The 21,718-nt window shown below is 72.9% G+C and carries 6 protein-coding genes and 1 pseudogene; all 7 read left to right on the top strand.

The window, feature by feature from the left end:
* Positions 1–104: 104 nt before the first annotated feature.
* Positions 105–5,588 (top strand): annotated as a pseudogene (locus ACTVZO_RS30230) (type I polyketide synthase); the annotation flags it as partial.
* A 50-nt stretch (positions 5,589–5,638) separates the two neighbouring features.
* Positions 5,639–16,297, top strand: a complete 10,659-nt coding sequence (locus tag ACTVZO_RS30235) for a type I polyketide synthase (protein ID WP_443301328.1) — start codon at positions 5,639–5,641, stop codon at positions 16,295–16,297.
* 13 nt (positions 16,298–16,310) lie between these two features.
* The gene (locus ACTVZO_RS30240; protein WP_443301329.1) at positions 16,311–17,087 is read left to right on the top strand and encodes an arylamine N-acetyltransferase; all 777 of its coding nucleotides are present in this window, start codon (positions 16,311–16,313) and stop codon (positions 17,085–17,087) included.
* 110 nt (positions 17,088–17,197) lie between these two features.
* Positions 17,198–18,514, top strand: coding sequence for an NAD(P)/FAD-dependent oxidoreductase (locus ACTVZO_RS30245; RefSeq protein WP_443303311.1), 1,317 nt, complete (start codon positions 17,198–17,200; stop codon positions 18,512–18,514).
* A gap of 6 nt (positions 18,515–18,520) precedes the next feature.
* Complete coding sequence (locus ACTVZO_RS30250) at positions 18,521–19,588, top strand: 3-dehydroquinate synthase family protein (protein ID WP_443301330.1); 1,068 nt, start codon at positions 18,521–18,523, stop codon at positions 19,586–19,588.
* Between the two features lies 1 nt (position 19,589).
* Positions 19,590–20,849, top strand: a complete 1,260-nt coding sequence (locus tag ACTVZO_RS30255) for a 3-deoxy-7-phosphoheptulonate synthase (RefSeq protein ID WP_443301331.1) — start codon at positions 19,590–19,592, stop codon at positions 20,847–20,849.
* Positions 20,846–21,658 carry a shikimate dehydrogenase family protein gene (locus ACTVZO_RS30260; protein ID WP_443301332.1) on the top strand — a complete coding sequence of 271 codons (813 nt, stop codon included), beginning with the start codon at positions 20,846–20,848 and terminating at the stop codon, positions 21,656–21,658. The genes ACTVZO_RS30255 and ACTVZO_RS30260 overlap by 4 nt, the downstream gene beginning before the upstream one ends.
* The last annotated feature ends 60 nt before the right edge of the window (positions 21,659–21,718 follow it).

Consider the following 21,718-nt stretch of genomic DNA (forward strand, 5'->3'; position numbering starts at 1 on the left):
GCGGGGACCGACCGCACCACCACCCACAGCATTCGCACACATCGATTTCCTGGGAGCTGAATTCAGTGGCTGACGAGGTACAACTCCGCGACTACCTCAAGAGGGCCATCGCCGACGCCCGCGATGCCCGCAAGCGGCTGCGCGAGGTCGAGGACCAGGCGCGGGAGCCCATCGCCATCGTCTCCATGGCGTGCCGGTACCCGGGTGGTGTGTCCTCGCCCGAGGACCTGTGGAAGCTGGTGGTCGACGGACGCGACTCCGTCTCCGATTTCCCCGACAACCGGCACTGGGATCTCGAGGCCCTGATCGACCCGGATCCCGACAGCGCGGGCACCTCCTACGTCAGCCAGGGCGGCTTCGTCCACGACGCCGGGCTCTTCGACGCCGGCTTCTTCGGCATATCGCCGCGTGAGGCCCTCGCCATGGACCCGCAGCAGCGGCTGCTGCTGGAGACTTCCTGGGAGGCGCTGGAGGCCGCCGGCATCGACCCGGTCGGGCTGAAGGGCACCGACGTCGGCGTGTTCACCGGCGTCTCCAACCAGGGCTACGGCACCGGCGGCGGATCGGTCGCGCCGGAGCTGGAGGCCTTCGCGGGCGCCGCCACGGCGTCGAGCGTGGCCTCGGGCCGCGTCTCCTACGTCCTCGGCTTCGAGGGCCCCGCGGTGTCCGTGGACACCGGGTGCTCCTCCTCGCTCGTCGCCATGCACCTGGCGGCGCAGGCGCTGCGGCAGGGCGACTGCTCCATGGCACTGGCCAGCGGTGTGATGGTCATGGCCACGCCGGGCACCTTCATGGCCTTCTCCCGGCAGCGAGGCCTGGCCGCCGACGGCCGCTGCAAGGCGTACGCGGACGGCGCCGACGGCATGGGGCTGTCCGAGGGCGTGGGCGTGGTGCTGCTGGAGCGGCTGTCGGTGGCGCGGGAACGCGGCCACCGGGTGCTGGCCGTGATGCGCGGCAGCGCGCTCAACCAGGACGGCGCGTCGAACGGCCTGACCGCCCCGAACGGTCCCTCGCAGCAGCGCGTCATCCGCAAGGCACTGGCCAACGCCGGGCTCTCGCCCTCCGACGTGGACGCCGTGGAGGGCCACGGAACCGGTACGACCCTGGGCGACCCGATCGAGGCGCAGGCGCTGCTGGCCACGTACGGGCGCGGCCGGGACCCCGAGCAGCCGCTGTGGCTCGGGTCGTCCAAGTCGAACCTCGGTCACACGCAGGCCGCCGCGGGCGTCGCCGGTGTGATCAAGATGGTGCAGGCGCTGCGGCACGGAGTGCTCCCGGCAACCCTGCACGTGGACGCGCCCACCAGCCAGGTGGACTGGACCGACGGGGCCATCGAGCTGCTGACCGAGGCGCGGGAGTGGCCGCGGGGCGGCCGTCCGCGCCGGGTGGGTGTCTCCTCGTTCGGCATCAGCGGGACGAACGCGCACCTGATCCTGGAGGAGGCGCCCGCCGAGGAGGTTTCCGCCGATGAAGCGCAGGCCGCCCCTGCCACGGGTGTCGTGCCGCTGATGGTGTCGGCGCGCAGCGCCGGTTCGCTGGCCGGCCAGGCCGAGCGGCTCGCGGCGCTCATCGAGGGCGCCGAGGGCGCCGACGCGGTGTCGCTGGCGGATGTGGCCGGGGCGCTGCTCACGGAGCGTGCGGTCTTCGGTGATCGTGCGGTGGTCGTGGCCGGCTCGGGCGACGAGGCCCTGGCCGGGCTGCGGGCCCTGGCCCGCGGCGAGAACGCTCCCGGTGTGGTCACCGGGAGCGCGGTGGGCTCCAGTGCTCCGGGCAAGGTCGTGTGGGTGTTCCCGGGCCAGGGTTCGCAGTGGGCGGGCATGGGCCGTGAACTCCTCGACACCTCCCCGGTGTTCGCGGAGCGGATCGCCGAATGTGCTGCGGCTCTGGCCCCGTTCGTGGACTGGTCGCTGATGGATGTGCTGCGCGGTGACGCCGATCCCGGGCTCATGGAGCGGGTCGATGTCCTCCAGCCCGCCAGCTTCGCCGTGATGGTCGGCCTGGCGGCGGTGTGGACCTCGGTCGGTGTCAAGCCGGATGCGGTGCTGGGTCATTCGCAGGGTGAGATCGCGGCCGCGTGTGTGGCGGGTGCGCTGTCGCTTGAGGACGCGGCGCGTGTGGTGGCGTTGCGCAGCCAGGCGATTGCCAAGGATCTGGCGGGTCGGGGTGGTATGGCCTCGGTCGCGCTGTCCGAGGCCGAGGCCGTCGTACGCATCCAGGCGTGGGCGGATCGTGTGGAGGTCGCAGCTGTCAACGGCCCGTCCTCCGTCGTGATCGCCGGTGACGCCGAAGCGCTCGACGAGGCCCTGGAGGCCCTGTCGGCCGAGGGTGTCCGGGTGCGCCGGGTCGCGGTGGACTACGCCTCGCACACCCGGCACGTCGAAGCGATTCGCGAGGCACTGGCCGAGACGCTGGCCGGGATCGGTGCTCAGGCGCCGCAGATTCCATTCTACTCGACGGTCACGGGCAGCTGGGTCGAGGACGCCGATGTCCTCGATGGTGACTACTGGTACCGCAACCTGCGCGGTCAGGTGGGCTTCGGTCCGGCCGTGGCGCACCTCGCCGAGCAGGGTCACGGGGTGTTCGTCGAGGTCAGTGCCCATCCGGTGCTGGTCCAGCCGATCACCGAGACCGTCGACACCACCGACGCCGATGTCGTGGTGACCGGTTCGCTGCGGCGCGAGGACGGCGGCCTGCGCCGCCTGTACGCCTCCATGGCCGAACTGTTCGTCCGCGGCATCGCGCTGGACTGGACGGCCGTCGTGCCGCGGTCGACGGCGCGCGTGGACCTGCCGACGTACGCCTTCGACCACCAGCACTACTGGCTCCAGCCCGGCGAGTCGGCCACCGACGCCGCCTCCCTGGGACTGGCCGGCGCCGATCACCCGCTGCTGGGCGCGGCAGTACGGCTGCCGCAGTCCGACGGCCTGGTCTTCACCTCGCGGCTCTCGCTGCGCACGCACCCCTGGCTGGCCGACCACACGATCGGCGGAGTGGCGATCGTTCCCGGCGCCGCGTACGTCGACCTCGCGGTCCGCGCGGGCGACGAGTTCGGCTACGGCGTCCTCGAGCAGCTCTCCGTGGAGGTGCCGTTGGTGGTGCCGGAGTTGGGTGGTGTGCGGGTTCAGGTCGCGGTCGGTGGTCCGGGTGAGGCCGGTTCGCGGACGGTGGAGGTGTACTCGCTGCGTGAGGACGCGGCTGGTGCGGATGTGTGGACGCGGCATGCGACGGGTGTGCTGTCGGAGTCGGCCGGTGCCGTCGTCGGTAGCGGGTTCGACTTCGCCGCGTGGCCGCCGGCCGGTGCGCAGGTGGTGGAGGTCGGGGAGTTCTACTCCGGTCTGCTGGGGCGTGGTTACGCGTACGGTCCGGCGTTCCAGGGTGTGCGGGCGGTGTGGCGCCGTGGTGAGGAGGTCTTCGCCGAGGTCGTGCTGCCCGAGGAGTTGCGCAAGGAAGCCGATGGGTTCGGGGTTCACCCGGCGCTGCTGGACGCTGCCGTGCAGGCCGCGGTGGCGGGTGCTGCGGTGGAGGAGTCCGGTGAGCTGAGGCAGCCGCTCGGTTGGAACGGCCTCGTCCTGCACGCGGTCGGTGCTTCGGCGCTGCGGGTGCGGCTGGCCCCGGTCGGTCCGGACACGCTGTCCGTCGAGGCCGCCGACGAGACCGGCGGCCTCGTGGTGACCCTGGACTCGGTGGAGTCCCGTCCGCTGTCCGTCGGGCAGCTGGACACGACGGCGGACACTGCGCTCGCCGATTCCCTGTTCGCGGTCGACTGGACCGAGCTGCCCCCGGTCGACGCGGCCGAGTCCTCGCCGTGGTGGGTGCCGGTGGCCGCGGCCGACGACATCGAGGCCCTGGCCGAGAGCGTCGTGCCCACGGTGGCGCTCCTGGAGGCCGTCGGCGCCGCCGACGGCGGCCACGACGCGGTACTGGCTCTGACCTCCCGGGTGCTGGGCGCCGTGCAGGCGTGGCTGGCCGCGGCCGGATTCGAGGAGTCGCAGCTGGTCGTGGCGACCCGGGGCGCGGTGCCCGCCGGCGACGGCGCGGTCACCGACCCGGCCGGATCCGCGGTGTGGGGCCTGGTCCGGGCCGCACAGGTCGAGAACCCCGACCGGATCGTCCTGATCGACACCGACCCGGCCGCCCGCGAGGGAGCGCAATCGGTGCTGGGCGAGGTGCTCGCGAGCGGTGAGCCGCAGGTCGCCGTCCGCGGCACGGCCCTCTCCGTCCCGCGGCTCGTCCGGGCCGGCGGCCAGGCCGCCGTCGCCTCCGAGGTCTTCGCGACCGAAGGGACCGTCCTCGTCTCGGGCGCCGGCGCCCTGGGTGCTCTCGTGGCCCGCCACCTGGTCACCCGGCACGGCGTACGGAGCCTGGTGCTGGCCAGCCGCAAGGGGCCGGACGCCGAGGGCATGGCCGAGCTGGTCGCCGAACTCACCGAGCAGGGTGCCGCCGTAACGGCCGCGGCCTGCGACGTGTCCGACCGCGGCCAGGTGGAGGCCCTCCTGGCCTCGGTCCCGGCCGCACACCCGCTGACCGGCGTCATCCACACCGCCGGCGTGCTGGACGACGGCGTCCTCGCCGCGCAGACCCCGGAGCGGCTGGCGAAGGTGTTCGCGCCGAAGGTGGACGCCGTACGCCACCTCGACGAGCTGACCCGGGGCCTGGACCTCGACACGTTCATCGTGTTCTCGTCCGCCTCGGGCGTGTTCGGCTCGGCCGGTCAGGGCAACTACGCGGCGGCGAACGCCTTCCTCGACGGCCTGATGTCGAGCCGTCGCGCGGCGGGCCTGCCCGGGCAGTCGCTCGCCTGGGGCCTGTGGGAGCAGGCCACCGCCATGACCGCCCACCTGGGCGGCGCCGACCAGGCGCGGGCCGGCCGCGGCGGCGTGCAGGCGATGACGGCGGCGGAGGGCATGGAACTGCTCGACGCGGCCGCCGCGTCCGGGCAGGAACTGCTGGTGCCGGTCAACCTGGACCTGCGGACCCTGCGCACCCAGGCAGCCGCCGGTGCGGGAGTTCCGCACCTGATGCGGGGCCTGGTCCGGGCGGGCCGGCAGCAGGCCCGGGCCGCGTCCGCCACGGACGGCGGGCTGGCCGCCCGCCTGGCCGGACTGGCCGCGGCAGAGCAGGAGCAACTGCTCCTGGATCTGGTGCGGGCCCAGGTCGCGGTCGTGCTCGGCCACGCCGGACCGGAGAACGTCCGGGCGGAAATGGCGTTCAAGGACACCGGGTTCGATTCGCTGACCTCGGTGGAACTGCGCAACCGGCTGCGCGAGGCGACCGGACTGAAGCTTCCGGCCACGCTGGTCTTCGACTACCCGACCCCGCTGACCATCGCGCGCTACCTGCGCGACGAGCTCGGGACCAGCGACGACGCGCTCTCCCTGCTGAACGCGAAGATCGAGGACGTCGAATCGCTGATCACCGGTCTGCGCCTCGACCAGAAATCCAGTATCGCCCTGCGGCTTCAGGGTTTGGTGGCCAGGTGCAACGGAGTGCTCGAGGCGACGGACGCCTCCACGGTGGCGGAGCAACTGGAATCCGCGTCCGCCGATGAAATCTTCGACTTCATCGACGGTGAATTCGGCCTCAACTGATACCAGTTCACGCTTTTGCGGTTCCATCACACCTTCGTAAGGACTAAAGAATGGCCACGGACGAAAAACTCCTCAAGTACCTCAAGCGCGTCACGACCGAGTTGCACACCCTGCGTCAGCAGGGCTCGCGCCACGCGGACGAGCCGATCGCGATCGTCGGCATGGCGTGCCGGTTCCCGGGTGGTGTGACGGGGCCGGAGGACTTGTGGCGCTTGGTGTCCGAGGGCCGGGACGCGATGTCGTCCTTCCCCGAGGACCGTGGCTGGGACTTGGAGGGTCTTTTCGACCCGGACCCCGATCACGCGGGTACGTCCTACACCGACCAGGGTGGCTTCCTTCAGAACGCGGGCCATTTCGACGCGGGGTTCTTCGGGATCTCGCCCCGTGAGGCACTGGTGATGGACCCGCAGCAGCGGCTGCTGCTGGAGACCTCGTGGGAGGCGCTCGAGGGCGCCGGCATCGACCCGGTCTCGCTGAAGGGCACCGACGTCGGCGTGTTCTCCGGGGTGTTCACCCAGGGCTACGGGGCCGGTGTCGGGGCGATCCCGCCGGAGCTGGAGGGCTTCGCGGGGACCGGAGGCGCGTCGAGCGTGGCCTCGGGCCGCGTCTCGTACGTGCTGGGCCTCGAAGGCCCCGCGGTCACCGTGGACACGGCCTGCTCTTCCTCGCTGGTGACGATGCACCTGGCGGCGCAGGCCCTGCGCCAGGGCGAGTGCTCGATGGCCCTCGCCGGCGGCGCGACCGTCATGGCGACCCCCGGTACCTTCGTGGCGTTCTCCCGGCAGCGGGTCCTCGCCGGCGACGGCCGGTGCCGTGCGTTCGCGGACGGCGCGGACGGCACGGGCTGGGCCGAGGGCGTCGGCGTGCTCGTACTGGAGCGGCTGTCGGTGGCGCGCGAGCGCGGGCACCAGGTGCTGGCGGTGCTGCGGAGCAGCGCCGTGAACCAGGACGGCGCGTCCAACGGCCTGACCGCCCCGAACGGCCCCTCCCAGCAGCGCGTCATCCGCAAGGCGCTGGCCTCCGCCGGGCTGGTCGCGGCGGACGTGGACGTGGTGGAGGCGCACGGGACCGGTACGGCCCTGGGCGACCCCATCGAGGCGCAGGCGCTGCTGGCGACCTACGGTCAGGGACGCGACCCGGAGCAGCCGCTGTGGCTGGGCTCCCTGAAGTCGAACATCGGTCACACGCAGGCCGCCGCGGGCGTCGCCGGTGTGATCAAGATGGTGCAGGCGATCCGGCACGGTGTCATGCCCCCCACGCTGCACGTGGAGAAGCCCACGACCCAGGTGGACTGGACCGAGGGCGCGGTGGAGCTGCTGACCGAGGCCCGGGAGTGGCCGCAGAGCGGCCGTCCGCGCCGCGCCGGCGTGTCGTCGTTCGGTGTCAGCGGTACGAACGCGCACGTCATCCTGGAGGAGGCGCCGCAGGAGGAGGCCGTCCAGGACACCGCCGAGGCGGCGCCCGCGGGCGTGGTGCCGCTGGTCGTGTCGGCGCGCAGCACCGGCGCGCTGGCCGGTCAGGCCGGGCGCCTGGCCTCGTTCCTGGAGTCCGCCGACGGCGGGGTGCCCCTGGCGGGCGTCGCCGGGGCGCTGCTGTCGGGCCGTGCGCTGCTGGGTGAGCGTGCCGTGGTCGTGGCGGGTACGAACGAGGAGGCACTGGCCGGTCTGCGCGCGCTGGAGCGCGGCGAGAACGCACCCGGCGCGGTCTCCGGCAGTGCGGCCGGTTCGGGCGCGCCGGGCAAGGCCGTGTGGGTGTTCCCGGGCCAGGGCTCGCAGCGCGTGGGCATGGGCCAGGAGCTGTACGAGCGGTACCCGGTGTTCGCGCGGGCGCTGGACGAGGCGTGCGAGCAGCTGGACGCACGGCTGGCCGGGTGGGTCGACCACCCGGTGCGCGACGTGGTGCTGGGCAAGGTGCCGGGCAGCGCCGACCTCCTCAACCAGACGGTGTTCACGCAGGCCGGCCTGTTCGCGGTGGAATGCGCGCTGTTCCGGCTGGTGGAGTCCTGGGGCGTGCGGCCGGACGTCGTGATCGGACACTCGGTCGGCGAGATCACGGCCGCCCACGCCGCGGGTGCGCTGTCCCTGCAGGACGCGGCGCGGCTGGTCGCGGCCCGCGGCCGGCTGATGCAGGCGCTGCCGCCGGGCGGGGCCATGGTCGCGGTCGGGGCCGGCGAGGCGGAGGTCGCCGGGCTGCTGGGCGAGGGCGTGGAGATCGCCGCGGTCAACGGCCCCACTTCGGTGGTGCTCTCCGGTGAGGAGGAAGTGGTCCTCGCCGCGGCCGGACGGCTGAAGGCGCAGGGGCACAAGACGAAGCGGCTGGCGGTCTCGCACGCGTTCCACTCGCTGCGGATGGAGCCGATGCTGGCCGAGTTCGCCGCGGAGCTGCGCGGGATCGAGTGGAAGACGCCGGCCATCCCGGTGGTCTCGAACGTGACCGGACGCCTGGCCGAGCCGGAAGAGCTCGCCGACCCGCAGTACTGGGCCGGGCACGTGCGGCGGCCGGTGCGGTTCGCCGAGGGGATCGCGGCCGCGGTCGCGTACGGCGGCACCCTGTTCGTCGAGATGGGTCCGGGGGCGGCCCTGACCGGCCTGGTCGAGGAGACGGCCACCGCCGCGGACGCCGACGTGACCTGCATCGCGGCGCTGCGCGACGGCCGGCCGGAGGAGCAGACGCTGCTGACCTCCGTGGCCGGGCTGTTCGTGCGCGGCGCGGCCGTGGACTGGAGCGGCCTGCTGCCGCAGACGGCCGGACCCGCATGGGCGGACCTGCCGACGTACGCCTTCGACCGCCGCCACTACTGGCTGCCGCCGGCCGCACAGGCCACGGACGCCGCGTCGTTGGGGCAGGCGACCGCCGACCACCCGCTGCTCGGTGCCGTGGTGCGGCTGCCGCAGTCGGACGGCCTGGTCTTCACCTCGCGGCTCTCGCTGCGCTCGCACCCCTGGCTGGCCGACCACAGGGTCGGCGGTGTGGTGCTCGTCGCGGGCACCGGCCTGGTGGAGCTCGCCGTCCGCGCCGGTGACGAGGTCGGCTGCGGGGTGCTGGAAGAGCTGGTGATCGAGGCCCCGCTGGTGGTGCCCGAGCACGGCGGCGTACGCGTCCTGGTCGCGGTCGGCGGCGCGGGCGCGAACGGCTCCCGCACGGTGGACGTGTACTCCCAGCGCGAGGACGCGATCGACGACGGCCCCGACACGTGGGCGCGGCACGCCACCGGCATGCTGTCGGCCACCGCTCCGGCGGGCGGCGGCGGCACCGGCTTCGACTTCACCGCCTGGCCGCCCGCCGGTGCGCAGGCCGTCGAGGTCGGGGACTTCTACGCCGGTCTGGTCGACAGCGGGTACGGCTACGGTCCGGTGTTCCAGGGCCTGCGCGCGGTGTGGCGGCGCGGCGAGGAGCTCTTCGCCGAGGCCTCACTGCCCGAGGACCACCACAAGGAAGCCGCCAGGTACGGGATCCACCCGGCGCTGCTCGACGCGGCCCTGCACACCGGCATGTTCGGCGCGGGCACGGGCACGACGGGCGAGGAGCCCGGGCGGCCGGTGCTGCCGTTCGCGTGGAACGGGCTCGAGCTGCACGCCTCCGGTGCGACGGCCCTGCGGGTGCGCATGGCGCCCGGCGGGCCCGGTGCCGTCTCGCTGACGGCGGCGGACGAGGCCGGCGGCCTGGTCGTGACGCTGGACTCGCTGGTGTCCCGTCCGGTGTCCGCGGAGCAGCTGGAGACGGCGGCGGACACCGTCACCGCCAACTCGCTGTTCCAGGTGGAGTGGACCGGGCTGCCCGCGGCCTCGGGCACGGAGCCCGCGCCCTCGTGGGCCGCGGTGTCCTCCGCCGCCGACGTGGCGGCACTGGCCGAGGGCGGGCAGCCCCCGGCGGTGGCGGTCCTGGAGGCGGTCGGCGGCGAGGGTGAGGACGCCGTACTGGCGCTGACCTCCCGCGTACTGGAAGCCGTCCAGACCTGGCTGGCCGGAGACGGGCTGGAGGAGTCGCAGCTGGTCGTGGTGACCCGCGGTGCGGTTCCCGCCGGTGCGGCGAACGCGGTGAGCGATCCGGCCGGTTCGGCGGTGTGGGGTCTGGTGCGGGCCGCGCAGGCGGAGAACCCGGACCGGATCGTGCTGATCGACGCCGACCCCGCCGGTGACGGCGATGTGCAGCCGGTGCTGGCTGCGGTGCTGGCGAGCGGCGAGCCGCAGGTCGCGGTGCGCGGCACGGCCCTCTCCGTCCCCCGGCTCGCCCGCACGGCCGCCCAGACCCCCGGTGCTCCGGCGGTCTTCGGACCCGAGGGCACCGTCCTGGTCACGGGCGCCGGTTCGCTGGGCGGCCTGGTGGCCCGCCACCTGGTCGCGCGGCACGGCGTACGGAGTCTGGTGCTGGCCAGCCGTCGCGGCACCGAGGCCGAGGGCATGGCGGAGCTGGTCGCCGAACTCACCGGACAGGGCGCCGCCGTGTCGGTGGCGGCCTGCGACGTGTCCGACCGCACCCAGGTGGAAGCGCTGCTGGCCTCGGTCCCGGCCGAGCACCCGCTGACCGGAGTCGTCCACACCGCCGGTGTGCTCGACGACGGCGTGATCGCGGCGCAGACCCCGGAGCGGCTGGCGAGGGTGTTCGCCCCGAAGGTGGACGCGGTACGCCACCTCGACGAGCTCACCCGCGGCCTCGACCTCGACGCCTTCGTCGTGTTCTCGTCCGCCTCCGGTGTGTTCGGCTCGGCCGGACAGGGCAACTACGGTGCGGCGAACGCCTTCCTGGACGGTCTGGTGGCCGGCCGCCGCGCGGCGGGCCTGCCGGGTCTGTCACTGGCCTGGGGCCTGTGGGAGCAGATCAACGGCATGACCGCCCACCTCAGCGGCGCCGACCAGGCACGCATGAACCGCGGTGGTGTGCAGGCGATATCCGCCGTCGAGGGCATGGAGCTGTTCGACGCCGCCGTGGTCTCCGGACAGGCCCTGGTGGTCCCGGTCAAGCTCGACCTGCGCAGCGTACGGGCGGACGCGTCGGCCGGAGCGGGAGTGCCGCCGCTGATGCGCGGCCTGGTCCGGGTGGGCCGTCAGCAGGCGCGGGCGGCCTCCGCCGGGGACGGCGGACTGGTGCGCCGCCTGGCCGGGCTCGGCGCGGCGGAGCAGGAGGCGCTGCTCCTCGACCTGGTGCGTGCGCAGGTCGCGCTCGTGCTCGGGCACACCGGGCCGGGCGGTGTCGGGGCGGAAACGGCCTTCAAGGACGCCGGGTTCGACTCCCTCATCTCGGTGGAACTGCGCAACCGGCTCCGCGAGGAGACCGGCCTCAAGCTTCCCGCCACCCTGGTCTTCGACTACCCGACCCCGCTGGCCCTCGCCCGCTACCTGCGCGACGAGCTCGGCGACACGGTCGCCGACGCCCCCGTCCCGACGGCGGCCGCCGTCGCGGACCCCGACGAGCCGATCGCGATCGTCGGCATGGCCTGCCGCCTGCCGGGCGGCGTGCGGGACCCCGAGGGTCTGTGGCGGCTGGTGTCCGAGGGCCGTGAGGGCATGTCGGACTTCCCCGACGACCGCGGCTGGGACCTGGACGGTCTCTTCGACGCGGACCCCGAGAGCACGGGTACCTCGTACACCTCCCAGGGCGGCTTCCTCGAAGGCGCGGGCCTCTTCGACCCGGCCTTCTTCGGGATCTCGCCGCGCGAGGCCCTCGCCATGGACCCCCAGCAGCGTGTGCTGCTGGAGACCTCCTGGGAGGCCATGGAGCAGGCCGGCATCGACCCGGCCTCGTTGAAGGGCACCGACGTCGGGGTCTTCTCCGGCGTGTCCAGCCAGGGCTACGGGGCCGGCGCAGGCGAGGCGCCGGAGCTGGAGGGTTTCGCGGCCACGGCGTCGGCGGCGAGCGTCGCGTCCGGCCGCGTGTCGTACGTGTTCGGGTTCGAGGGCCCGGCGGTCACCATCGACACCGCCTGCTCGTCCTCGCTCGTGGCCATGCACCTGGCGGCGCAGTCGCTGCGCCAGGGCGAGTGCTCGATGGCGCTGGCCGGCGGTGCCACGGTGATGGCCTCCCCCGGCACCTTCGTGGAGTTCTCCCGGCAGCGCGGCCTGGCCGCCGACGGCCGCTGCAAGTCCTACGCCGACGGCGCCGACGGCACCGGCTGGGCCGAGGGCGTGGGCATCGTGGCCCTGGAGCGGCTGTCGGTGGCGCGTGAGCGCGGTCACCGGGTGCTGGCGGTGCTGCGCGGCAGCGCCGTGAACCAGGACGGCGCCTCCAACGGCCTGACCGCCCCGAACGGTCCCTCGCAGCAGCGCGTGATCCGCAAGGCGCTGGACAGCGCGGGTCTCGTCCCGTCCGACGTGGACGTGGTCGAGGGGCACGGCACGGGCACCGCGCTGGGCGACCCGATCGAGGCCCAGGCCCTGCTCGCCACCTACGGGCGGAAGCGGAACCCGGAGCAGCCCCTGTGGCTGGGCTCCCTCAAGTCGAACATCGGCCACTCGCAGGCCGCCGCCGGTGTGGCCAGCGTGATCAAGATGGTGCAGGCCCTGCGGCACGGGATCATGCCCCCGACGCTGCACGTGGACGAGCCCACCAGCCAGGTGGACTGGACGGCGGGCGCCGTCGAGCTGCTGACCGAGTCCCGCGAGTGGGCTCGCAACGGTCATCCGCGCCGGGCCGGTGTGTCCTCGTTCGGCATCAGCGGGACGAACGCGCACCTGATCCTGGAGGAGGCGCCCGCCGAGCCCGCCACCTCCACCGCCACCGAGGAGCAGGCACCCGCGGGTGTCGTGCCCCTGGTGGTCTCCGCGCGCAACGCCGGCTCGCTCGCACGGCAGGCCGGGCGGCTCGCGGCGTTCGTCGACGCGGCCGAGGGCGCCGACGCGGTACCGCTCGCGGACGTGGCCGGGGCGCTGCTGTCGGGCCGCGCGGTCTTCGGCGAGCGAGCGGTCGTCGTGGCCGGCTCGGACGAGGAGGCGCTGGCCGGACTGGGCGCGCTGGCCCGGGGCGAGAGCGCGGCCACCGTCGTCTCCGGCAGCGCCGGTTCGGGTACGCCGGGCAAGGTGGTCTGGGTGTTCCCGGGCCAGGGTTCGCAGTGGGCGGGCATGGGGCGTGAACTCCTCGACGCCTCCCCGGTGTTCGCGGAGCGGATCGCCGAATGCGCGGCGGCTCTGGCCCCGTTCGTGGACTGGTCGCTGATCGACGTGCTGCGCGGCGAGGCCGATCCCGGGCTCATCGAGCGGGTCGACGTCCTCCAGCCCGCCAGTTTCGCCGTGATGGTCGGCCTGGCAGCCGTATGGCGCTCCGTGGGCGTCAAGCCCGACGCCGTACTGGGCCATTCGCAGGGCGAGATCGCCGCCGCCTGCGTCTCGGGAGCTCTCTCGCTCCAGGACGCGGCGCGCGTGGTCGCGCTGCGCAGCCAGGTGATCGCGTCGGAGCTGGCCGGCCGCGGCGGTATGGCCTCGGTCGCGCTCAGCGCGGACGAGGCGGTCACACGGATCCAGGCGTGGGCCGACCGGGTCGAGGTCGCGGCCGTCAACGGGCCGTCCTCCGTGGTCATCGCCGGTGACGCCGAAGCGCTGGACGAGGCCCTGGAGGCCCTGTCCGCCGAAGGTGTCCGCGTCCGCCGGGTCGCCGTGGACTACGCCTCGCACACCCGCCACGTCGAGGACATCCGCGACGCACTGGCCGGGGAGCTGGCCGGGGTCGACGCACAGGCACCCGAGGTGCCGTTCTACTCGACGGTCTCCGGTACGTGGATCGAGGACGCCGGCGTCCTCGACGGCGACTACTGGTACCGCAACCTGCGCGCGCAGGTGGGCTTCGGTCCGGCCGTGGCGCACCTCGCCGAGCAGGGTCACGGGGTGTTCGTCGAGGTCAGCGCCCACCCGGTGCTGGTCCAGCCGATCACCGAAACCGTCGACACCACCGAAGCCGGCACCCAGGCGGTCGTGACCGGTTCGCTGCGCCGCGAGGACGGCGGCCTGCGCCGCCTGTACGCCTCCATGGCCGAACTGTTCGTCCGCGGCATCGCGCTGGACTGGACGGCCGTCGCGCCGCGGACGGCGACCCGCGTGGAACTGCCGACCTACGCCTTCGACCACCAGCACTTCTGGCTGCGGCCCGCCGGTCAGCCGACCGACGCTACCTCGCTGGGCCTTGCCGGCGCCGATCACCCGATGCTGGGCGCGGTCGTACAGCTCCCGCACTCCGACGGGTTCATCTTCACCTCGCGGCTCGCGCTGCGCACGCACCCCTGGCTGGCCGACCACCGGGTCCGCGGCGTGGTGCTCGTACCGGGCACCGGCCTGGTGGAGCTCGCCGTCCGCGCCGGTGACGAGGCCGGCTGCGGGGTCCTGGAAGAGCTGGTGATCGAGGCCCCGCTGGTGGTGCCCGAGCACGGCGGCGTACGCGTCCAGGCCGTGGTCGGCGGACCGCGTGAGAACGGCTCGCGCACGGTGGACGTGTACTCCCAGCGGGAGGACGCCGCGGGCGAGGGCGGCACGGACGGGTGGACGCGGCACGCCACCGGCATGCTGGCCGTCGCGGTCCGCGCGAACACCGGCGCCACCGCGTTCGACTTCGCGGCCTGGCCGCCGGCCGGCGCGAAGCAGGTGGACGTCAGCAGCGGCTACGGCCGGCTCGCCGAGATCGGGTACGGCTACGGGCCTGCCTTCAAGGGCGTGCGGGCGGTGTGGCGGCGCGGCGAGGAACTCTTCGCCGAGGTCGCCCTGCCCGAGGAGCACCGCAAGGAAGCCGGCGGTTTCGGCATCCACCCGGCGCTGCTCGACGCGGCCCTGCACTCGGCGATGCTGACCGCCGCCGCCGCGGCCGCCGACGGCGTCGAAGCCGAAGGCGAAGGGGATGGTCAGGAGCTTCAGCTGCCGTTCGCGTGGAACGGGCTGGAGCTGTACGCGGCCGGTGCCTCGGTACTGCGCGTACGCATCGCACGCAACGAGGACGACGCGATGTCGTTCCAGGCGGCCGACGAGACCGGCGGCCTGGTCGTCACGATGGACTCGCTGGTGGGCCGGGTGGTGTCCGCCGAGCAGCTGGAGACGGCCGCGGGCACGCCGGGCGCCGACGCGCTGTTCCAGGTGAAGTGGAACGAACTGCCCCTGACCCAGGGGACGGACCCCGCGCCGACCTGGGTGCCCGTGTCCACCGCCGAGCAGGTGGCGACACTGGCCGACGACGTGGAATCGGGCGCTGCGGCCCCGGCGATGGCCGTCATGGAAGCCGTCGGCGGCGCCGTCGAGGGCGAGGACGCGGTACTGGGGCTCGCCTGCCAGGTGCTGGAGGTGGTGCAGTGCTGGCTGGCCGGGACCGGGCTGGAGGAATCGCGGCTGGTGATCGCGACCAAGGGCGCGGTGCCCGCCGGCGGTGACGGCACGGTGACCGACCCGGCCGGAGCGGCCGTGTGGGGTCTGGTGCGCGCAGCACAGGCCGAGAACCCCGACCGGATCGTCCTGCTCGACACCGATCCGGCCGCCGACGTCCCCGTCGAACAGGTGCTGGCAGCGGTGCTGGCGAGCGGCGAGCCGCAGGTCGCGGTGCGCGGCACGGCCCTCTCCGTCCCCCGGCTCGCCCGCACGGCCGCCCAGACCCCCGGTGCTCCGGCGGTCTTCGGACCCGAGGGCACCGTCCTCGTCTCGGGCGCCGGTTCGCTGGGCGGCCTGGTGGCCCGCCACCTGGTCGCGCGGCACGGCGTACGGAGTCTGGTGCTGGCCAGCCGTCGCGGCACCGAGGCCGAGGGCATGGCGGAGCTGGTCGCCGAACTCACCGGACAGGGCGCCGCCGTGTCGGTGGCGGCCTGCGACGTGTCCGACCGCACCCAGGTGGAAGCGCTGCTGGCCTCGGTCCCGGCCGAGCACCCGCTGACCGGAGTCGTCCACACCGCCGGTGTGACCGATGACGGTGTGATCGGGATGCTGACTCCGGAGCGGCTGGCGAGGGTGTTCGCACCCAAGGTGCACGCGGTACGCCACCTCGACGAGCTCACCCGCGGCCTCGACCTCGACGCCTTCGTCGTCTACTCGTCCGTCTCGGCGGTCTTCATGGGCGCGGGCAGCGGCAGCTACGCGGCGGCGAACGCCTTCCTGGACGGCCTGATGGCCGACCGCCGGGCGGCGGGCCTGCCCGGTCTGTCGCTGGCCTGGGGCCTGTGGGAGCAGAGCAACGGCATGGCGGAGCACATCGACGACCTCACCAGGAACCGGATGAACCGGCGCGGCGGCCTGCTGCCCATCGCCCCGGCGGAGGGCATGGAACTGTTCGACGCCGCCGTCGGCTCCGGCCACGCCCTGCTGGTGCCCGTCAAGCTGGACCTGCGGGCGCTGCGCACCCAGGCCGCGGGCGGCGGGGGAGTCCCGCACCTGCTGCGCGGCCTGGTACGGGCCGGCCGGCAGCTCGTGCAGGCCGCCGGTGAGAACGAGGACCCGCGCAAGCTGTCGGAGCGGCTGACCGGACTGTCCGCCGCCGACCGGCAGAAGGTCCTGCTCGACCTGGTGCGGGCCCAGGTGGCCGCCGTACTGGGCTACAGCCCGACGTACCACTTCGACGCGGACCAGGGTCTCTTCGAGATCGGTTTCGACTCCCTGACCGCGATCGAGCTCCGCAACCGGCTGCGCAACATCACCGAGACGAAGCTCTCCCCCAACCTCGTCTTCGACTACCCCACCCCCGGACTGCTCGCCGGGTACCTGCACGAGCTGATGTGCGGCGACGAGGCCGCGCGTTCCGTAGCGGTCTCCGTCTGAAAGAGGTGATGACATGTTCGACGTAAACAGGTACCTGCAGCGCATAGGCTGTGACGGAGAGACCGGTGTGGACATCGGGACGTTGCGCAAGCTGCACAAGAGCCACCTCATGGCGCTTCCGTACAACAGCTTCGCCTACGACCTCGCCGACGGGATCGACATCGTCGACCTCGACGAGGACGCCATGTTCGAGAAGACGATCATCAACGGGCAGGGCGGTGCGTGCTACCACCTGAACCGGATGTTCCACCGGCTGCTCCGCGAACTGGGCTACGAGGTCACGCTGATCGCGGGCAGCACCGCCACCGGCTGGGACACCTTCGGGCTCGGCATCGAGCACATGTTCAACACGGTGTCCCTGGACGGCGAGCAGTGGCTCGTGGACGTCGGCTACCCGGGCCCCTCCTACATGGAGCCGCTGCTGGTCACCGACGCGGTGCAGGCCCAGTACGGAAGCCAGTTCCGGCTGGTCGACCACGGAACGGAGATCGCCCTGCAGCGCCGGGGGGCGATCACCCGGTGGAGCGTCGTCTACACCTTCACCCTGACCCCCCGGGAATGGAACGACTGGAAGGAACTGGAGGACTGCTTCCGCGGAATCCTGTCCGATCCCGGGAAGCTCGACGACAAGGAAGTCCTGTGCGGCAGGACTTTCGAGAACGGCCAGGTCGTCATGAAGCAGCGGCGCTACCTGACGGTCCGTGACGGGCGCGAAGAGGTGCGCACGATCATGGACGACGCAGAGCACCGGACACTGATCACCGGCATCGTGTCCGGCCCGCTCAGCTAGTTTTTCGCACTCCCACCCCCCACGCGTAACACCGCTCATCCCGAATGTGATTCGAACCGAGTTGGCACACGAAAGGGAGAACAGTGGAAAGAGAATCGGCTGACGTCGTCGTGATAGGCGGAGGACCGGCCGGCGCGGTGAGCGCCCTGGTCCTCGCCCGGCAGGGCCACCGCGTGGTCCTGTTGGAGAAGGACGAGTTCCCCCGTTTCCACATCGGCGAGTCCTTGCTGCCCTACATGATGGGCCTGTTCGACCAGATCGGGCTCCGCGAAGCCGTGGAGGCACAGGGCTACGTCCCCAAGTTCGGCGGCGAGTTCATCGACCCGACGGAGACGAAGTTCTTCGAGGGCGTCTTCCGGGCCGACTTCACCAAGCAGGGGGAAGGACGCCATCCCAGCGCTTTCCAGGTCGAGCGGGCCAAGTTCGACAAGATGCTCACCGACCAGGCCGGGGCGGCCGGGGCGGAGGTCCTCTTCGGGGCCAACGTGACCGAGCTGCTCATGGACGGCGACCGCATGGTCGGCGTCCGCTACGAGCGCGACGGCCGGGGCCACGAGCTGCGTTCGGCCTACGTGGTCGACGCGAGCGGCCGCGCCGGGCGCATCGCCCACCGCTTCGGACTGCGCAAGACCCTCGAGAAGCTCCGCATGGTGGCGCTGTTCCGGCACTACGAGGGACTCGACGAGAGCCACAACCTCGGCGTCGAGGGCGACATCCAGGTCGGCGCCCACGACGACGGCTGGGTCTGGGCGATCCCGCTGTCGAAGGACGCCATCAGCGTGGGCACGGTCATGCCGCGCGACGTGCTGCGCGCGACGACGCCCGAGAAGGCGTTCGAGGAGCACGTGGCCAGGATCCCGAGGATCACCGCGCGGCTGACCGGAACCCGCCCCACCACCGGCCTCAGGGTCGAAACCGACTACTGCTACCACTCGGACACGGTCATCGGGTCCGGCTGGCTCATGGTCGGGGACGCGGGCTGTTTCGGCGACCCGATGTTCTCCGGCGGCGTGCTGGTGGCCACGGCCACCGCCGTCCGCGCGGCCGAGACGATCGGGGCGGCGCTGGCCGACCCCGCGGCGGAGACCCGCCTGTTCGACACCTATTCCAACTACTTCAAGACGGGCTACGACACGTACATCCGCCTCATCCACGCCTATTACGAGGGCGAGCTGGTGTCGGTGGCAGCCGACGCCGCCCGCTCGACGCGGCGCGAGGACCTGGAGAAGTACGTGATCCGGCTCATCGGCGGCGACTTCTGGAGTGAGCACAACCCCATGGCACAGGAAATGCGGCGGCGGACCGAATGGGACACGTTCGCCCCGTTCAGGCGGGTGTACGGCTGCCCGTCCTATCCCCAGCTGGACGAATTCGACCGTAAGGAGCGGGCCGCGGCGCGCGTGCACAGGGCGACGGCGGGTCGGTAGAACGTGATGGCTTCCATTCCTCTGCGCCTCAGAGACCACTCGTACGACATCCTCATCGGACCGGGGGTGCGTACGTCGCTCGCCGAGATCATCCAGCGGCTGGGCGCCAGGCGGGCCGTCGTGGTGTCGGCCCGCCCGGAGGAATGGGTGCCCGACACCGGGGTGGAGACCCTGCTGCTGCCGGCCCGGGACGGCGAGCAGGACAAGACCCTCGCCACGGTGGAGGCGCTGTGCGGTGAGTTCGTCCGGTTCGGGCTCACCCGGTCCGACGTCGTCGTCTCCTGCGGCGGCGGCACCACCACCGACGTGGTCGGGCTGGCGGCGGCGCTCTACCACCGCGGCGTCCCCGTGATCCACCTCCCGACGACGCTGCTCGCCCAGGTCGACGCCAGCGTCGGCGGGAAGACGGCGGTGAACCTGCCGGCCGGCAAGAACCTGGTCGGCGCGTACTGGCAGCCCAGCGCGGTCCTGTGCGACACCGACTACCTGTCGACCCTGCCGCGCCGGGAGATGCTGAACGGCCTCGGCGAGATCGCCCGCTGCCACTTCATCGGCGCACCCGACCTGCGCGGGCTGCCGCTGGAGGAGCAGATCACCGCCAGCGTCACCCTCAAGGCCGGAGTCGTGGAGCGGGACGAACGCGACACGGGCCTGCGCCACGTGCTCAACTACGGCCACACGCTGGGCCACGCGCTGGAGAAGGCCACCGGCTTCGCACTGCGCCACGGCGAGGCGGTGGCCATCGGGACGGTCTTCGCGGGCCGGCTCGCCCGAGCCCTGGGCCGCATCGACGAGGCGCGGGAGGCCGAACACCTGGACGTCGTCCGGTACTACGGCCTCCCCACCGCCCTGCCGGCCGAGGCCGACGCCGCGGACCTCATCGACCTGATGCGGCACGACAAGAAGGCGATGACCGGACTCGGCTTCGTTCTGGACGGCCCCGAGGGCGCGGAACTGGTGAGCGACGTACCCCACGAGGTCGTCGCCCGGGTCCTGGACCGGATGCCCCGGGTGCGGACGGCCGACCTCGTCGGCGACACCGTGCCCGGAGCCTCCACGACCGATGTGGTTTGACATGAAGCTTGTGACCCAGTGGCCGGCCGATCTCGACGGACCGGCCCGCACCGACCCGGTGGTGGACCACCTCCTGTTCGACCGGCTGGAGGCGGCGCTGGCCCGGCCGGCCGCGCAGCAGCCCGTCTGGCCGGACCCGCAACGGGCCCGCGACGCGGTGGAACTGCTCAGCCGGTCCGAACCGGTCGTGACGCCGGCCGAGACGGCACGGCTGGGCAGGCAGCTCGCCGCGGTCGCGCGCGGCGAGGCGTTCCTGCTCCAGGGCGGTGACTGCGCCGAGACCTTCGCCGGGAACACCGAAGCCCATGTGCGGGCCAACCTGCGCACGCTCACGGACATGGCCTCCGTGCTCGCCGACGGCACCGGACTGCCCGTCGTCAAGATCGCCCGGATGGCCGGCCAGTACGCCAAGCCCCGCTCCCAGGCCGTCGACGCACTGGGGCTGCCCGTCTACCGCGGCGACCTGGTCAACTCCGTGGAGCCCACCCTCACGGCCCGGACGGCCGACCCGCACCGGATGCTGCGGGCCCGCGCCGACGCGGCGCGCGCGATGGCCCTGGTCCGTTCGTTCCCCGACGTCCACGTCAGCCACGAGGCGCTCCTGCTCGACTACGAGAAGTCCCTGCTGACGGTGGACACGACGGGGCCCGTGCCCCGGCTGTCCAGCGGGCTGGGGCACTTCCTGTGGATCGGCGAGCGCACCCGCCAGCTCGACGGCGCGCACATCGCGTTCGCTGAACTCCTCTCCAATCCGATCGGCCTCAAAATCGGTCCGGGCACCACCCCGGACACGGCCGTCGAATACGTGCGACGGCTCGACCCGCACCGTGAACCCGGGCGGCTGACACTGATCAGCCGCATGGGGCACGCACAGGTCCGGGACGTGCTGCCGCCGATCGTGGAGAAGGTCGCCGCCACCGGGCACGAGGTGATCTGGCAGTGCGATCCGATGCACGGCAACACCCACACGTCCGCCAACGGGTACAAGACGCGCGACGTCCTGCGGATCACCGACGAGATCACCGGATTCTTCGAAGTCCACCGCAGGCTGGGCACCCACCCCGGCGGCATCCACCTCGAAGTGACGGGTGACGACGTCACCGAATGCGTCGGCGGGACCCCGGAAGTGACCGAAGCCGACCTGCCGGCCCGCTACCGCACGGCCTGCGACCCCCGTCTCAACGGGGCGCAGTCGAGGGAAATCGCCTTCCGCGTCGCCGGACTGGCGGCGGCCGGCGTCGCCGGGGCAGCGCTGCGATGACCGGACTGCCCCCCGCCATCCCCATCACCGGCACCACCCGCCTGTACGCCGTGCTGGGGCACCCCATCGCCCAGGTCCAGGCACCCACACTGATGCACCCGATCTTCGCGAGCCTGCGGATCGACGCGGTGGTCGTCCCCGTGCACGCCCGTCCGGAGAACCTCGAGCAGGTGGTGCGCGGGCTCCAGCGGATGGACAACCTCGACGGCATGTTCATCACCGTGCCCCACAAGGTCGCCGTTCCCGGGCTGGCCGACCGCCGCGGTCCGACCGTGGACATCGTCGGAAGCGCCAACGTGATGCGCCGGGAGGCCGACGGCGGCTGGCTCGCCGAGAACTTCGACGGATCCGGCTTCGTCGCCGGACTCGTCGCGGCCGGCCACGACCCGGGCGGCCGGCGCGCCGCCCTCGTCGGCGCGGGCGGCGCGGGCAGTGCCATCGCCGCGGCCCTCCTGACCGCCGGTGTCGAGCGGCTGGGGGTGTACGACTGGGACCCCGCGAAACTCGGCGCCCTGGTCGCCCGCCTCGAAGCCCACTGGCCCGGCCGGGTGTTCGCCCTGGACGGACCGCGGCTGCGCGACGCCGACCTCGCCGTGAACGCCACACCGCTCGGCATGCACGCGGGAGATCCGCTGCCGTTCCCCCTGGACTCCCTGCCGCGGCACTGCGTGGTGGCCGACATCGTCATGAAACCCCGCGAGACGCGGCTCCTGCGCCACGCCGCCGCACACGGCCACCCGGTCCACCACGGCATTCACATGCTCGAGGGGCAACTGAATTCCTATCGAGTCTTCTTCGATCTCCGCTGAATTATCGGCGAGACCACCAAATCTGGGGATGCGGGGTCGCGCACGGAAGCTCTACATTGG

Origin of the sequence: Streptomyces sp. IBSNAI002, from assembly GCF_052244475.1 — a bacterium.
Classification (GTDB): Bacteria; Actinomycetota; Actinomycetes; order Streptomycetales; family Streptomycetaceae; genus Streptomyces.

Bases quoted from the DNA above. Each gene is read 5' to 3' on its own strand.
- ACTVZO_RS30240 (WP_443301329.1), top strand. From the start codon at position 16,311: ATGTTCGACGTAAACAGGTACCTGCAGCGCATAGGCTGTGACGGAGAG.
- ACTVZO_RS30255 (WP_443301331.1), top strand. From the start codon at position 19,590: ATGAAGCTTGTGACCCAGTGGCCGGCCGATCTCGACGGACCGGCCCGC.
- ACTVZO_RS30250 (WP_443301330.1), top strand. From the start codon at position 18,521: ATGGCTTCCATTCCTCTGCGCCTCAGAGACCACTCGTACGACATCCTC.
- ACTVZO_RS30235 (WP_443301328.1), top strand. From the start codon at position 5,639: ATGGCCACGGACGAAAAACTCCTCAAGTACCTCAAGCGCGTCACGACC.
- ACTVZO_RS30260 (WP_443301332.1), top strand. From the start codon at position 20,846: ATGACCGGACTGCCCCCCGCCATCCCCATCACCGGCACCACCCGCCTG.